The sequence below is a fragment of the Sphingobacteruim zhuxiongii genome, from assembly GCF_009557615.1.
GTDB lineage: Bacteria > Bacteroidota > Bacteroidia > Sphingobacteriales > Sphingobacteriaceae > Sphingobacterium > Sphingobacterium zhuxiongii.
In genome coordinates this window covers 1,058,455-1,072,814 of the sequence record NZ_CP045652.1, presented here as the reverse complement: position 1 = coordinate 1,072,814, position 14,360 = coordinate 1,058,455, and the positions used below count along the sequence as shown (strand labels likewise).

General features: G+C 37.5%; 14 protein-coding genes. 7 read left to right on the top strand and 7 right to left on the bottom strand.

Annotated elements, in window-relative coordinates; translation table 11 throughout:
• Positions 1 to 31 precede the first annotated feature (31 nt).
• Together folK and GFH32_RS04650 are read left to right on the top strand one after the other, a co-directional pair.
• A complete protein-coding gene (folK, locus tag GFH32_RS04655; RefSeq protein ID WP_153509970.1) occupies positions 32 to 520 on the top strand; it encodes a 2-amino-4-hydroxy-6-hydroxymethyldihydropteridine diphosphokinase in 489 nt (162 codons plus the stop codon).
• Positions 513 to 875, top strand: coding sequence for an Hpt domain-containing protein (locus GFH32_RS04650; protein WP_153509969.1), 363 nt, complete (start codon positions 513 to 515; stop codon positions 873 to 875). Before folK ends, GFH32_RS04650 begins: the two co-directional genes overlap by 8 nt.
• Here GFH32_RS04650 and GFH32_RS04645 read toward each other — a convergent pair.
• Together GFH32_RS04645 and rho are read right to left on the bottom strand one after the other, a co-directional pair.
• The gene (locus GFH32_RS04645) at positions 848 to 1,546 is read right to left on the bottom strand and encodes a CDP-alcohol phosphatidyltransferase family protein (protein ID WP_153509968.1); all 699 of its coding nucleotides are present in this window, start codon (positions 1,544 to 1,546) and stop codon (positions 848 to 850) included. The two genes, GFH32_RS04650 and GFH32_RS04645, sit on opposite strands and share 28 nt — an antisense overlap.
• A 60-nt stretch (positions 1,547 to 1,606) precedes the next feature.
• The gene (rho, locus tag GFH32_RS04640) at positions 1,607 to 3,103 is read right to left on the bottom strand and encodes a transcription termination factor Rho (protein ID WP_153509967.1); all 1,497 of its coding nucleotides are present in this window, start codon (positions 3,101 to 3,103) and stop codon (positions 1,607 to 1,609) included.
• Positions 3,104 to 3,421: 318 nt separating this feature from the next.
• Between rho and GFH32_RS04635 the strand changes: the two genes are divergently transcribed.
• Entirely contained in the window at positions 3,422 to 5,149 is a 1,728-nt protein-coding gene (locus GFH32_RS04635; protein ID WP_153509966.1) for an MFS transporter, read from the top strand.
• Between the two features lie 244 nt (positions 5,150 to 5,393).
• On the top strand, positions 5,394 to 6,257 hold the full coding sequence (locus tag GFH32_RS04630; RefSeq protein WP_153509965.1) for an N-acetylglucosamine kinase: 864 nt from the start codon (positions 5,394 to 5,396) through the stop codon (positions 6,255 to 6,257).
• A 164-nt stretch (positions 6,258 to 6,421) separates the two neighbouring features.
• Here GFH32_RS04630 and GFH32_RS04625 read toward each other — a convergent pair whose 3' ends face one another.
• Positions 6,422 to 7,105, bottom strand: coding sequence for a metal-dependent hydrolase (locus GFH32_RS04625; RefSeq protein WP_153509964.1), 684 nt, complete (start codon positions 7,103 to 7,105; stop codon positions 6,422 to 6,424).
• A 9-nt stretch (positions 7,106 to 7,114) separates the two neighbouring features.
• Positions 7,115 to 7,432: a YbaB/EbfC family nucleoid-associated protein gene (locus GFH32_RS04620; RefSeq protein ID WP_153509963.1), complete on the bottom strand. Its 318-nt coding sequence runs from the start codon at positions 7,430 to 7,432 to the stop codon at positions 7,115 to 7,117.
• A gap of 112 nt (positions 7,433 to 7,544) precedes the next feature.
• Between GFH32_RS04620 and GFH32_RS04615 the strand changes: the two genes are divergently transcribed.
• The gene (locus GFH32_RS04615) at positions 7,545 to 8,036 is read left to right on the top strand and encodes a hypothetical protein (protein WP_153509962.1); all 492 of its coding nucleotides are present in this window, start codon (positions 7,545 to 7,547) and stop codon (positions 8,034 to 8,036) included.
• Positions 8,037 to 8,158: 122 nt separating this feature from the next.
• Here the strand turns inward: GFH32_RS04615 and GFH32_RS04610 are convergent, their stop codons facing one another.
• Positions 8,159 to 9,277, bottom strand: coding sequence for a hypothetical protein (locus GFH32_RS04610; protein WP_153509961.1), 1,119 nt, complete (start codon positions 9,275 to 9,277; stop codon positions 8,159 to 8,161).
• A 216-nt stretch (positions 9,278 to 9,493) separates the two neighbouring features.
• Here GFH32_RS04610 and GFH32_RS04605 point away from each other — a divergent pair, with 216 nt between their 5' ends.
• Entirely contained in the window at positions 9,494 to 10,084 is a 591-nt protein-coding gene (locus GFH32_RS04605) for a thymidine kinase (RefSeq protein ID WP_202111195.1), read from the top strand.
• 49 nt (positions 10,085 to 10,133) lie between these two features.
• On the opposite strand, the gene GFH32_RS04600 is transcribed toward GFH32_RS04605, so the two are convergent.
• Positions 10,134 to 10,643: a glutathione peroxidase gene (locus GFH32_RS04600; RefSeq protein WP_153509959.1), complete on the bottom strand. Its 510-nt coding sequence runs from the start codon at positions 10,641 to 10,643 to the stop codon at positions 10,134 to 10,136.
• Positions 10,644 to 10,649: 6 nt separating this feature from the next.
• On the bottom strand, positions 10,650 to 11,513 hold the full coding sequence (locus tag GFH32_RS04595) for an N-acetylglucosamine kinase (RefSeq protein ID WP_153509958.1): 864 nt from the start codon (positions 11,511 to 11,513) through the stop codon (positions 10,650 to 10,652).
• A 192-nt stretch (positions 11,514 to 11,705) separates the two neighbouring features.
• Here GFH32_RS04595 and GFH32_RS04590 point away from each other — a divergent pair, with 192 nt between their 5' ends.
• Complete coding sequence (locus tag GFH32_RS04590) at positions 11,706 to 14,357, top strand: M14 family metallopeptidase (RefSeq protein ID WP_153509957.1); 2,652 nt, start codon at positions 11,706 to 11,708, stop codon at positions 14,355 to 14,357.
• Positions 14,358 to 14,360: the final 3 nt, after the last annotated feature.

Here is a 14,360-nt window from a genome sequence, read left to right as displayed (position 1 = left end):
AATTATCTTAAACTATTCTTATATTAATCGAATGAATGTAGTTTACCTTTTAACTGGCGCAAACCTTGGGAATCCAGAAAAACAGCTGAAGGATGCAATGAATGAAATTACCGAACGTGTGGGCAAGATTACCAAAGCTTCTTCTATCTATGAATCTGAGGCTTGGGGTGTTGAAGACCAACCTATTTTTCTGAATCAAGTCCTAGAAGTAATCAGTCCGCTATCCGCTACAAAAATATTGCAGGCAATTCAACAAATTGAGTTAGTTTTAGGAAGAATACGTACGCAACGCTGGGGCTCGCGGACAATTGACATTGACATCTTATATTTTAATAATGAAATAATACATGACCCTGATCTACAGGTTCCACATCCCTATATACAGGAACGTAATTTCACTTTAATTCCCCTAAATGAAATCGCTCCAAATTTTGAACACCCTATTTTCAAAAAAACAAATCAACAACTATTAATGGATTCCAAGGATCCATTACACGTAAAAATTGCCAAACATGAGTAAATTTAAAATTATTAACCCTGAGGTACTAAAGAGTAGTATGATGAACAACATGGAGATGGTCAAGCAGTTGATCAATCTCTATCTAACGCAAGGAAAAGTCGATTTCGAGACGCTACAATCTGCCGTTGAGGCGCGTGACTTACAAGAAGTTGCTTCAAAATCACACCATATCAAACCAACCATGGAGTATATTGGTGCAACAGACTTACGAATATTGTTTCAAGAATTGGAACAGAAAGCAAAGAAAAATGAGCCTTCGGACGTGATTGAGGAAACATTTTCACGTCTCAAAAAAGACTTTGATACTGCGATGATAGAATTAGAAGCTTACTCGACTTCCTTAGTTGACGCATAGCTTTTCTCAGCTGCAAAATGCAGAAAAGAAAAAACAATATAAAGCACTAATACTATCGGGAGTGCCAAGAATTTAAGAGTGAGGATTAGTACTAGACTAATCAACAGAAACAAGTACTTATATTTATTGGCGCTCCACGCTAAAGAGTTTAGCTTCATTGAAAACAGTTTAATTTCTGAGACCAATAGAAAACTACAAACTGCAACTATCCCCAATAGCAAATACATATTCTTCAAGGCAGGATAGTCATGAATAATGAATGGCAATGAAATAATAAAAAAAGTATTCATCGGTGTATTGACACCAATAAAGTCTGTTGTTTGTCGGGTATCAATATTGAACTTCGCTAATCTCAAGGCGGAGAATACCGTCATGACATAGCCTAAGTAAGGTAAATAGTCGGATTCTGTTGTATCCTTTAACAACATAAACATGATGGTTCCCGGTAGAAAACCGAAACTGATTACGTCGGCCAAAGAATCCAACTCCTTCCCAATCAACGATTTTACATGCAATGCTCGAGCAGACATTCCATCGAAGAAATCAAAGATTCCAGATGCTAACACGCAATAAAATGCCATCAGATAATTGCCCTGAAGTGCCATGACAACACCAATACAACCACTAAACAAATTAAGGGAGGTAATACTATTTGGAATATATTTCTTCATAAATAAAAAAGCCACCTTTTATTAAAAGATGGCCTAAAAGTATCAATTTAAAATGGTTTTTTAACCATTCATACTAATTAAAAATTCTTGATTTGATTTTGTTCCGCGCATTTGAGTCAATAAGAATTCCATTGCTTCTTGAGAATTCATATCCGCTAAATGGTTTCTTAAAACCCACAAACGTTGTAGTTCTTCACGATCAATTAATAGATCATCGCGACGAGTACTTGAAGCAGTAAGATCGATTGCAGGGAAAATACGTTTATTAGATAATTTACGATCTAATTGTAATTCCATGTTACCTGTACCTTTGAATTCTTCAAAGATAACTTCATCCATCTTAGAGCCAGTTTCAGTCAATGCAGTCGCAAGAATAGTCAAAGAACCACCATTCTCGATATTACGAGCAGCACCGAAGAAACGCTTAGGTTTGTGTAATGCATTAGCATCCACACCACCTGATAAAATTTTACCAGACGCTGGAGCTACTGTATTATATGCACGCGCAAGACGTGTAATTGAATCCAATAGGATTACAACATCATGTCCACACTCTACCATACGCTTGGCTTTTTCTAATACGATATTCGCAATCTTCACGTGACGATCAGCAGGTTCATCAAAAGTTGATGAAACAACCTCAGCACGTACAGATCTCGCCATATCAGTTACCTCTTCCGGACGTTCGTCGATTAACAAAATAATCAAATATACTTCTGGGTGGTTTTTAGCAATCGCGTTAGCAACTTCTTTCAATAAGTTTGTTTTACCTGTCTTTGGTTGTGCAACGATTAGTCCACGTTGTCCTTTACCAATTGGTGTAAACAAATCCATAATACGCGTCGAGTAATTTCCTGGACCTAAATCAAGGTTTAATTTCTCATCTGGGAATAACGGTGTCAAATAATCGAAAGGAACGCGGTCTCTAACTTCCGCTGGATCTTGTCCGTTGATTGCTTCTACACGAACCAATGGGAAATATTTCTCTCCTTCTTTTGGAGGACGTATACATCCGCGAACATTATCACCAGTCTTCAGTCCAAATAATTTGATCTGCGACTGTGAAACATAAATATCATCCGGAGAAGTTAAGTAGTTATAATCTGAAGATCTCAAGAATCCATAGCCATCAGCCATAATTTCTAATACACCTTCATTTACAATAACATTATCGAAATCTGAGGAAGAAGATTTAGAAGTAACGGGCTCAGCAACCACAGCTGGTTTTGGAGCCTCTACAACTTCAACTTCTGATGTAACAGCATGCTCTACTCTTACAGGTTCTTCACTTGCAGTTGGTTTTCTTACAACAGCAATAGGCTCGACCGACTTTAGGGTACGAACGCGTTTGCGAGGACGATCTCCAGCATGATCTGCAGAATCAGCATCAATATCCGCTGCGGGAGCAGAAGGATTTTGATGTGCCTCGTCGGCTATAACGGTGATACGATCGATTAGCTCTTGCTTTCTTAGTTTTTCAGCATCAACGATACCTAAAACCTTAGCGATCTCGCGTAATTCAGACACGAGCTTCGTATTCAATTCATTAATATCCATTAATTTATTTTATGATTTATTTAAGGATTTTACTTTTTGATAATTTCTTTCAGGTTCACATCTGTGTGATGTCTTCAAGGCTCAGGCAAATCCGTTTAGATTTTTCGATATCCTTCTGAAAGATAATTCTAAGAACTGCACAAAGAAAAAAAGAAGTAACGTAAATTCAAAAGAAAAATAATATTTTTTTTTCAATTATTACACTAAAATTAACAAATAGGCTGAATAAATTGTTTTAGCGCACACTTCTAACTTTAAATAAATCAAAAAAAGTTCTTTATTTGTAAGATTATAATGGCATAATAGATCTAAAATTATATGAGCAATCACCCAACAAACACAGAAACAAAAACAAACTACCCTGCATTGTATACCCTCATCGTGGTATTTTTCTTCTGGGGATTTATCGCTGCTGGTAACAGCGTGTTTATCCCGTTCTGTAAGAATTACTTTCATCTTGATCAATTTCAATCGCAGTTAATTGACTTCGCATTCTATTCAGCATACTATATTGGTGCTTTACTTTTATTTATTTTCGGAACAATCTCTGGCAAAGACCTTGTCGGAAAATGGGGATATAAGAAAAGTATAGTCTACGGTTTGCTTTTTTCAGCTTTGGGTGCGGCATCTATGATCGTTGCAGTCGAAGTCAACCTTTACGTAGGCATGCTTATCGGCTTATTCATCGTAGCCCTAGGATTCTCTTTACAACAAACCGCAGCAAATCCATTTGCCGTAATTCTTGGAGATCCAAAAACTGGTGCCTCACGTGTTAACTTAGGTGGAGCAGTAAACTCTTTAGGAACAACAATTGGCCCCTTAATTATTGGCTACGCCTTATTTGGAACCTTTGAAACAGTATCAGACACGGAAATTGCAAGCCTCCCTCTAAACAAAGTTGTTTATCTATATATAGGTGTCGGCTTATTATTTATTCTGGCAGCTGCTCTTTTTAATTTCTCCAAGAAGGTGCCTGCAGGCTTTAATTTGGAACAAATGGAGTCGGCAAACAAAGCACGTACTACGTTAATTATTATTACCGTTTTATTATTATGTGCCTTTATTCCAGTATTTACAAGTTATAAATCTGACGCTGCTTTAGAGGTCGCTGCATTACAAGAACAATTGAAATCAAGCAATGATGCTGGTATTGTTGCAAAGATTAAAGAGCTAATACATGGATTAGAAATAAGCCGTATGTTTTGGCTTTTAGGAGCCTTAATTGTGGTCGTTGGGGGCTTATTATTTGCTTACACACGCGCGCAAAAAAATCCAAATGGATGGGGTGCAATGAAATATCCGCAGTTAGTATTAGGGATGTTAGCTTTATTTGTCTATGTAGGTATTGAAGTTGCAATCGGAAGTAATTTAGGCGAATTATTAACCTTAGAAGAGTTTGGAAATCTTCAATCTTCACAAATAACTCCTTATGTGTCGATGTATTGGGGAGGAATGATGATTGGACGCTGGGCAGGTGCAATCGCAGCATTTAACTTTACAAGTTCCAGAAAGCAATTATTAACGATTATAGTTCCTATTATCGCATTCTCAATAATTATCGCTGTAAATACACTTGCGGGCTTCGATATGTCAGTACTTTACTATTACATTATTTGTGTCGCTGTACAAATAGCTGCATTCTTCATTTCTAAAGACAAGCCTGTTCGTACACTTGTAATCTTTGGAACGTTTGGATTAGTAGCGATGATCGTCGGTTTAATGACTTCAGGTACCGTTGCTATCTATTCATTCCTTGCCGGTGGTTTAGCTTGTTCAATTATGTGGGGTTCAATATTCAGTTTATCGATTGTGGGTTTAGGAAAGTATACTGAGCAAGGATCGGCGTTCTTAGTAATGATGATTTTGGGTGGCGGTATTATTCCTCCAATTCAAGGTAAACTGTCGGATATCATCGGCATTCACAATTCTTATATTGTTCCAGTCGTTGGATTCCTTTATATTATTTTATTTGCGTTCCTAGTTCGCGGCTTTTTAACCAAACAGGGTATCAATATTGATCAAGTTGAAGCAGAAGCGGGGCATTAATAAGCAACTAATTGTATAAAATACACTAAGTAACTTAATTTTATTTTAACATACAAAAACCTCACAATCAAATAATTGTGAGGTTTTTCATTGAAAAGCGATTGTCGTTTCCGGGGAATCGCTTGATTATATCAAATAAAAATTCTTATTTTTAGTGATAAATCCATTGATAGTGGATTTAATAACATTAAAAATACCATTGTAAAACAAACAAACAAGTTACTTTAAATTAAATTAAAAAATAATGATCATAATTGCAGATGGAGGATCTACAAAGACAAACTGGTGTTTGTTAGATGATTCAAATAAAAAAATCTATTTCAACACCGAAGGTTATAACCCATACTTTGTAGATAGCGATTACATTGTTGCATCCCTTAAGAAAGGACTACCTCATGACATCCCATTTGAGAAGGTTTCAGAGGTAAATTATTATGGTGCTGGGGTTCATAACGAAGAAAAAGCTAAGATTGTAGAAGAAGCAATTCAAGCCGTTTTCCCAAATGCAAAAGTTGAAGTTGGTCATGACTTGTTAGCTGCTGCGCGTGCCTTATTAGGAACTGAAGCAGGCTTTGCTGCAATTCTAGGAACTGGTACAAACTCATGTATCTACGACGGAAAAGATATCACTTATAACATTGATTCTGCCGCTTATATCTTAGGTGACGAAGGTAGCGGTAGCTACATCGGTAAAAAACTATTAACAGACTTCATTCGTGGATTAATGCCGAAAGACGTTTCTGATGTTTTCTACGAAACATATAAACTTACACCAGATGAAATAATGGACAATGTATATACAAAACCATTGGCAAATCGTTTCTGTGCAAGTTTCAGTAAATTTGTTTACGACAATAATGTAAACATCCAATATACACGTAAGATTGTAGATGATGCTTTCGAAGCATTCTTCAGCAACCTTGTAAGTAAATACCCCGATTATCAATCGTATACATTTAACTGTATTGGATCGGTAGGCTACAACTTTAGAAATGTATTAGAAGAAAAAGCGAATCAATATGGCATGAAAGTGGGTAAAATCCTTCGTTCTCCTATCGACGATCTTGTTCAATTCCACATTAACAGATCTAAAAGTACGGCTAACTAATAACTATTGAGAAGTATTAGATCTTAAAAAATAAGGTTAATTAATAAAAAGCGAAGGCTGTATTTTCAATACAGCCTTCGCTTTTTATCTTGAATATCTTCCACTAAATGTGTTGAGGACAAAAGTCGATAACAACACCTAATACGAAACAACTTATTGCTTACTTAAAACTCAATTGATTCACCAACTTTTGGTAGCTCTAAATTGAGTCCCGCGTTTTCGAACAAATGCATAGTCGCTTCCTTATCAATAGTAATTGGGGGGAACGAATCATAATGAATTCCTACAATATGCTTACAGTTAATAAAGTCCGCAGCAATTACCGCATCTTCGGCATCCATGGTATAATGCCCTCCTATTGGCAATAAAGCAAGATCTATTTGATAGCGTTCTAACAACTTCATCTCCATCGTCAAGGCTGTATCTCCAGCAAAATATATTGTTTTTCCTTCGACAAAGAAAACGTATCCCACGGGAAATCCACCGTACTGACCATCTGGAGTACTGTTTGTATGAGCAGCATAAACCATTTTCACTTTGCCAAATGGAAGATTTAGTGTCCCTCCGATGTTATATTCTATCACTTTATCATCTGCTACACCTTGCTTTCTGACCCAAGCCGCCGTTTCTACTATCGCGCATACGGTCGAATCACTTTGCTTTTGGATTGCAGCCATGTCGGCGACATGATCTTGATGTCCATGCGATAGAAAGATATAGTCAGCGTGAATCTCAGATACATCTATAGCTGAAGCCAAAGGGTTATAGCTGATAAAAGGATCGATTAAAACCTTGGTACCGTTGAAATCAAACGACACACAGGATTGTCCATAATAGGTAAGTTTCATTGTATCTGTTTATTTATTTCCAAATAGGTTTCCTAAGCCTCCTAAGCCACTCAACATATCTTGAGAGGCAGCAGCCATCTCTGTCTGACTAATACTTTCAGCCTGAGTAATAGCCTTATTTAGAGCTACAATTAACAGCTCTTCCAATTCCTCTTTGTCTGCAGTTTTTAAGAATTCTGGATCAATATTTATCTCCTTAATTTCTTTATTTGCGGAAGCAATTACACGAATCTTTCCACCTTCCGCTTCGCCGGAAACCGATACATGATCCAACCTATCTTTGATCTCTTGTGCCTTCTGTTGTGCTTGAAATAATTTATCGAACATCTCCTCTAAAATTGTTTGTAAGTCCAATAATACAAAATATTGGGCAATTCACCATTAGCAATTAGGTTCTTTTCGCGAGCTTGAGTACCTTTGTGAATTAATAAGTATATCGATGAATGAATTAACATATTATACCGAGATTGCTGAAGAATTACAGAAAAACAATCCTACAGCTTATGAAGAACTTGACGAGGAAATACATATCATCATCCATAAACTTAAGTTCATCCCGCAAGAAAGTAGACCTATCGTTCAAGTCATTCGTAACGAAGGTATTCAACAAGACTATTTGAATGAACTTCTAAAAGTTGCTGGTGCTCAAAACTCAGGATCCACTGTTCCTCTACAAGACGTTGAAATATTAATATTTATTGACGAATCTTATAGTTATCTAAGCACGCTTCCCGTGGAACTTTCGTCTGTATATGCGGATAGCAAGGCAGTAAAGAATAATCATATCTATGTTATACAAAAGCCGGATTTTGCGAAGGATAAATCGGCTTATATACAAGATATTGAAGTGCTAGCTGAAATTATTCAATCCAAATACTTTGTATTTGGACATGAAGGCGAGGAATGGATAAAATTTGATTTTAGCTTATAACTCTGAAAATAAACTTATTAGATATTGTTTAATATCAGTATAAAAAGAGAAAGGACGTCATCTAGACGTCCTTTCTCTTTTTATACCTTACGTTGTTAGCTCAAACCGCTATCAACTCCTATTTAGTTGTACTTTTTTCGAAGTACAACATATAGTTTATCGACAGTTTGTGGTTTAGATGCCCAATTATTTTTCAATGCATAATTTGTCTGCAAGAATGCATCAGCTTCCGAAAAATTATCAAAGCGATTCAATAATTCGATTGCTTCACTATAGGCCAAGCTATACCCATTGAACAAATCTTTGATGAACAATAATTTATCGTTTAGACTTACGCCAGTTTTCAAGTCTGTAATCGTATCAGACGATTTACTAGGCGTCGTTTGAAACTGGTTGGCATTTGTTAGTCCTGCTTGCTTCTGCTGTTGGATTAACTCATTCAACGTTAATTTGCGTGCAGGTAGCTGTTCTGCCTGATGTGCAAGATCATTTAGACTCGGCTCAGGTGCCTCTTCTTCAATTTCAACCTTTTTTTCTTCAATAACGACCTCTTGTACCACTGGAGTTACATGTTGCGCTTCAACGGGCTCCTCATGTATCTCTGTTGCTTCATCTTGTACCTCAAGCGTATTTTCTCCTGTCACTTTATCATCTCCTGCTCCTTCAATAGAAGTGTAGTTAGAGCTAGAAGTATGGGAATAGTATGATGATACGGGAGCAGGCTCAGCTTCAGCTTCTATGTTCTCAAATGCTTTGGCTTCTACTTGATCAGTCACATTGTCTGTAACACTATCTTCGATTTGTCCGAATCCTTCAAATTTAATCCCTTCTGTTTTTTCTGGCTGAGTTTCCTCTTCTTCAATCGAATATTCGGGAGCTTCTAAAGCTACCTCTGTTTCTTCAATAAGATCTTCAGATTTAACCTCTTGAATTTCTTCCAACACAGGCTGGCTATCTGCCTCATGCTCCTCAAAAGATGGAGCAGGTGTAAATGCATGTTCCTCCTTCGATACAGGAATTTCCGTATTTGTATTTAGCGAAGAAGTAAAAGATTCAGTATTCGACTTCAGATTACCAAGAATGTCTAAATGTGCCGCTAAATATTTTGCTTGTGCTGCTAATAAAAGTACTTGTGTTCTATCTTGAGCAACGCTATCTTTATTAAAGTTTGCATATTGTTCGTTTAGTTCAACGAGTAGGTCACCAATTTTGTTGTAAATATCTTGTTGTGAATAGGCCATATTGTTCTATAACTTTGTTCTAAAAAATGGAAGTCTTTCTTGAGTAAGTGTATTAAAATTAAAACCACTGATTCTGACAGGTTTCAATGATTAATTGATAATCCTTAAATCAAAAATAAGATTAAATTTCGATATTCGCATTCATTGTTGCTTAAGAATTTGTCTACTACTATAAACTATTTTTAAGCATTTTTAGTATTAAAACGATTCAAAATGATGTTGTTTTCAGAACATAATTTCCACGATAGACAGGAACGTATTGGAAGTATAGAAGTTATCTGTGGTTCTATGTTTTCGGGAAAGACCGAAGAACTTATTCGAAGACTGAAAAGAGCAAAATTTGCGAAGTTGCCGGTTGAGATTTTCAAACCTGAAATTGATGTGCGTTATGGTGAGCATGAAGTCGTTTCTCATGACAGTAACGCTATCCCATCGACGCCAGTATCCCACTCTTCTGCTATCCTCCTGCTCAGTTCAGATACCAAAGTCGTTGGTATTGATGAGGCTCAATTTTTTGACGAAGAACTACCAGACGTATGTAATACACTGGCGAACCGCGGAATCCGCGTGATTGTTGCCGGTCTCGATATGGATTATAAGGGACGACCATTCGGCCCCATACCTAATTTGATGGCGATGGCTGAACACGTAAGTAAAGTGCATGCGGTATGTGTTCAATGTGGTTCTCCAGCAACATATTCTTACCGCATTGCAGAAAACGAATCGCGTGTTCTCTTAGGGGAAAAAGAAAGTTATGAGCCAAGGTGTCGATCCTGTTATTTTGATTTAAGTAGAAAAAACCACTAAGAAAAAAGGGGATACTTCATAAGATGTATCCCCTTTTTTTCTCTTGCTTCTAGATTTTAGAAATTATCGATTCGTCCAACGGTGTTACTTTAGAACGGAATCGATTCGTTAGTTTTCCATCTTTATTAATCAAAAACTTTTCAAAATTCCATTTAATCTCACCAGTGAAGTCTGCATTTTCGGCACTCGTTAAATATTTAAATAAAGGATCTGCGTTTTCTCCCTTTACGTCTACTTTTTCAGACAATAGAAAAGTAACTCCATAGTTTTGTTCGCAGAATTCCTGGATTTTATCATTGGCATCAAACTCCTGTCCACCAAAATTGTCAGATGGAAATCCGATCACCACTAACTTTTCGCCATATTGTTTATGCAGCTCCTGTAATTCTTTGTATTGCTTCGTAAAGCCACACTTGGAGGCCGTATTGACAATCAAAATTTCCTTTCCCTTGAAATCAGCTAAGGAAACCTTCTTTCCGTCGATTGTATTGAAGGAAAAGTCGTATACACTCGGTTGCTGAAACAGCATGGTGTACAACAAAATCATTTTTACTATCATAAGATCCTATTTTAATTCAACATTCAATTCCCTATTGACCACGAAGTGAAAAATCTCCTCAATAGGGTTTTTTAATATTTTACCTATTCTTACTCCATGCAAATTGCATACCTCTCTCAGATGTAGATCAAAATGATAGGCAATTCCACCAACAAAATTACACTCGTATTCCCAAAAGTTAGGATAAGTCATCACGTTTGTTCGAACAAACTCATCAAATCCATTTCGCAATAAATTATCAATATAAGGATGCGCCCTGTTTGCCGCCATGAATTCTGCAAACGATGCTAAATAAGCATTTGGTCGATCTTTCTGATAAACATTTTTTATGATGATGTCTTTCGTAATCGGGTGTGCTTCTTTAAATATACGCATCAAGTCTCTTGGCATTTGCTCATATAGATACGCAGTAATTAATTGCTTTCCGAACCATGCACCAGAACCTTCATCTCCTAACACGTATCCTATCCCGTACAGACCTTGTTCGAGTGACTCCCCATTGTAGTAACTGCTATCTGAACCTGTTCCTATATTACATATTAACCCTTTAGCCCCCCCAAACGTAGCATAGGCAGACCCCTGCAAATCGCTCTCTACGGAAATAAAGGAATTTGGAAAAATCTCTGTTAATGCATTAGAAACCAACTCTCGACGATCTGGCGTCGTACAACCTGCCCCGAAAAAATAAAGCTCATTGATTTCATTGATATAAGGAATAATCTCTTGCACTTGACCTAAAACGGAAGCTATTTCCTTCTCGTTGACAAAAAATGGATTTAGGCCTTTAGTACGAAAACGTAGGGGTTTACTATCTGGAAGATGCAACATCCAATCTGATCGTGATGAACCACTATCTGCAACTAAAATCATATTTTACGTAATTTCATCTCTTCCAAATATACAAATTTCGAATAATCAACGAAAACGATGCTATCCAATGTAAAATTATAATTTCAAAATCTTGTCCGACCTGTTTTATAATGTGACTACAATCGCGTTTCGAGTCGATTTCTATTGCCTCAATTCATTATCTTTATTGCTGAATTACAAAAACCTAATATTATGAATTATTGGAAAGCTTCTTTCTGGCTTTTACTGTTTACGCTGGGCCTTTTACCCGTCAGCCAAGCTCAACAGATTACATCTCCAAAATTGCATTTTGGATTCGATATCGGAGATGACTATCAACTTGCCAACTTCCAGCAGACGGAAATTTATTTTAAAAAATTGAGTGAACAGTCCGATCGCGTAATCTACTATCCTATTGGAAAAACTGAAGAGGGTCGAGAACAGTGTATGCTGATCATAAGTTCCCCAGAGAACTTAAAAAATCTTGATCGCTATCAAGAGATATCACAGCGCTTAGCTCGCGCGGAACTCAAGGAGGATGAAGCGAGAGCCTTAGCGAAGGAAGGAAAAAGCGTTGTTTGGATTGATGGAGGGCTACATTCGACAGAGGTAGTGGGGATGCATCAATTAATTCAGACTGCCTATTTGCTGGCATCATCGAAAGATGATGAAACAATGAATATCTTGGATAACAGCGTCATTTTGTTAGTTCATGCCAATCCAGACGGACAAGAACTGGTTTCCAATTGGTACATGCGTGAACCCCAAATAGAAAAGAGATCGACCAGTTTAGTTCCTGTACTTTACCAAAAGTATGCTGGACATGATAACAATCGTGATTTCTTCATGTTAAATCTGAAAGAGAGTCAAAACATGGCTCGTCAACTATTTATTGAATGGAACCCACAAATCATGTATAACCATCACCAAACGGCGCCTGCAGGTGCGGTCGTTGCGGGTGCTCCCTATCGAGATCCATTTAATTATGTTTTTGACCCCTTGCTAATGTCTGGAATCGATGCATTGGGGGCTGCAATGTCTTCACGATTAAATGCAGAAAACAAACCCGGCTATACAGCGAAAGGCGGCTCGGTTTTCTCGACTTGGTATAATGGTGGATTGAGAACAACGACCTATTTTCATAATATGATCGGCCTCCTGACCGAAATAATTGGAAACCCAACCCCTTATGATATTCCGCTCGTTCCGTCTAGACTTTTACCCTCCAGCGACACGCAAAATCCAGTATTGCCGCAGCGCTGGCACTTCAAGCAGTCCATCGATTATTCAATTTCATTGAATTACGCTGTTATGGGATATGCAGCGAGATACCGTGATGAGGTATTGTACAATATCTATAAAATGGGAAGAAACTCTATAGAAAAAGGCAGTAAGGATACCTGGTCATTATCGCCGAGTAAAGTTGCTGTAATAGACAGCGCTGTGCAACAGTCGAGAAAATCCAATCCAAATGAACGCTTTCCAAATCCTAATCTAATAGAACAACTAAATAAGAATCCTAACCTTCGAGATGCAAGAGCTTATGTGATTCCAGCGGATCAAGCTGACTTCTCAACGGCTGTCAAATTCTTAAATGCTTTAATAGCGAACGGGATTGAAGTATTGCAGACGACAAAGGAATTCACAGTGGCAGGCAAATCTTATCCTTCTGGTTCCTATGTTATAAAAACGAATCAGGCCTACCGTCCGCATATTTTAGACATGTTTGAACCTCAGGATCATCCAAACGATTTTGAATACCCAGGAGGCCCTCCTATCCCTCCTTATGACGCAGCTGGCTGGACCTTAGCATACATTATGAATGTAAAGTTTGATCGCTTTCTGGATGACATCGATGGTCCCTTTCAGAAACTGCCTATCGGAGAAAAGATCGTCATTCCACCTTTTACAACCTCTAAAGGAAAGTATACTGTTCTTTCGCCTGCCATAAATGACAGTTACGAATTGATTAACAAATTACTTAATGAAAAACAAAAGGTTTGGCGTGATCAAGCTAATGGGAATTTTTACTTTGTTAGCAAATCAAGCGTAAAAACAAACCTTCCTACCTCCGCAATAGATAAACTTCCCGAGGGTGCGAAATTATTGAAATCTTCAAGAATAGCTTTATGGGATACTTATGGTGGAAGTATGCCGTCTGGATGGATTAGGTTCCTCATGGAACAATTCCAATATAATGCAAGCGTGGTTTTTCCTCCAGAATTTGAAAAGGGAAATCTAAAAGAAAAATACGATGTTATTATTCTACCTAGTGGTGCAATCCCGCGTCTACAGGGATCCGTAAAATCAAGCTATGGTCCAAATTTTAATAATGGAGCACCTGAAAACATCCCTTCTCCTTACAGAGAACGTTGGGGTAGTCTAACTGTAGAGAAGTCGATTCCTGCACTTCGAGAATTCATGGAAAAAGGCGGAACAATCGTCTCCATAGGAAACGGCTTAGATATTGCCAAACATTTCAATTTAGAAGTTACTAGCGCTCTTGTCGATGAAAATAACAAACCTTTACGAGCTGTTGATTTCTACACACCGGGCTCTGTTTTATCCGCTAAGCTTGCTACAGGATTGCCAGACACTTGGGGCTATGAGTCTAATATCGACGTATATTACAGCAATTCAGCCTTATTTAGGATTCATGATGAGAAAATCACTCCTTTACTTTGGTTTGAAAGTGATAAAGTATTAAAGAGCGGATGGTCTTGGGGAGAGAAATACTTGAAAGACGCCGTTTTAGCTTTTGATGCCAAGATTGGAAAAGGGAAGCTCGTTTGCTTTGGTAATGACATTACTTTTAGAGCACAAACTCATGGTACCTTTAAATTACTCTTTAATCAGCTCTACTAGATC

Excerpts from the sequence above, each read along its gene's own strand:
- GFH32_RS04630 (WP_153509965.1), top strand. The coding sequence starts at position 5,394 with ATGATCATAATTGCAGATGGAGGATCTACAAAGACAAACTGGTGTTTG.
- GFH32_RS04645 (WP_153509968.1), bottom strand. The coding sequence starts at position 1,546 with ATGAAGAAATATATTCCAAATAGTATTACCTCCCTTAATTTGTTTAGT.
- GFH32_RS04635 (WP_153509966.1), top strand. The coding sequence starts at position 3,422 with ATGAGCAATCACCCAACAAACACAGAAACAAAAACAAACTACCCTGCA.
- GFH32_RS04595 (WP_153509958.1), bottom strand. The coding sequence starts at position 11,513 with ATGATTTTAGTTGCAGATAGTGGTTCATCACGATCAGATTGGATGTTG.
- GFH32_RS04650 (WP_153509969.1), top strand. The coding sequence starts at position 513 with ATGAGTAAATTTAAAATTATTAACCCTGAGGTACTAAAGAGTAGTATG.
- GFH32_RS04615 (WP_153509962.1), top strand. The coding sequence starts at position 7,545 with ATGAATGAATTAACATATTATACCGAGATTGCTGAAGAATTACAGAAA.
- folK (WP_153509970.1), top strand. The coding sequence starts at position 32 with ATGAATGTAGTTTACCTTTTAACTGGCGCAAACCTTGGGAATCCAGAA.
- GFH32_RS04625 (WP_153509964.1), bottom strand. The coding sequence starts at position 7,105 with ATGAAACTTACCTATTATGGACAATCCTGTGTGTCGTTTGATTTCAAC.
- GFH32_RS04590 (WP_153509957.1), top strand. The coding sequence starts at position 11,706 with ATGAATTATTGGAAAGCTTCTTTCTGGCTTTTACTGTTTACGCTGGGC.
- GFH32_RS04600 (WP_153509959.1), bottom strand. The coding sequence starts at position 10,643 with ATGATAGTAAAAATGATTTTGTTGTACACCATGCTGTTTCAGCAACCG.
- rho (WP_153509967.1), bottom strand. The coding sequence starts at position 3,103 with ATGGATATTAATGAATTGAATACGAAGCTCGTGTCTGAATTACGCGAG.
- GFH32_RS04610 (WP_153509961.1), bottom strand. The coding sequence starts at position 9,277 with ATGGCCTATTCACAACAAGATATTTACAACAAAATTGGTGACCTACTC.
- GFH32_RS04605 (WP_202111195.1), top strand. The coding sequence starts at position 9,494 with ATGTTGTTTTCAGAACATAATTTCCACGATAGACAGGAACGTATTGGA.
- GFH32_RS04620 (WP_153509963.1), bottom strand. The coding sequence starts at position 7,432 with ATGTTCGATAAATTATTTCAAGCACAACAGAAGGCACAAGAGATCAAA.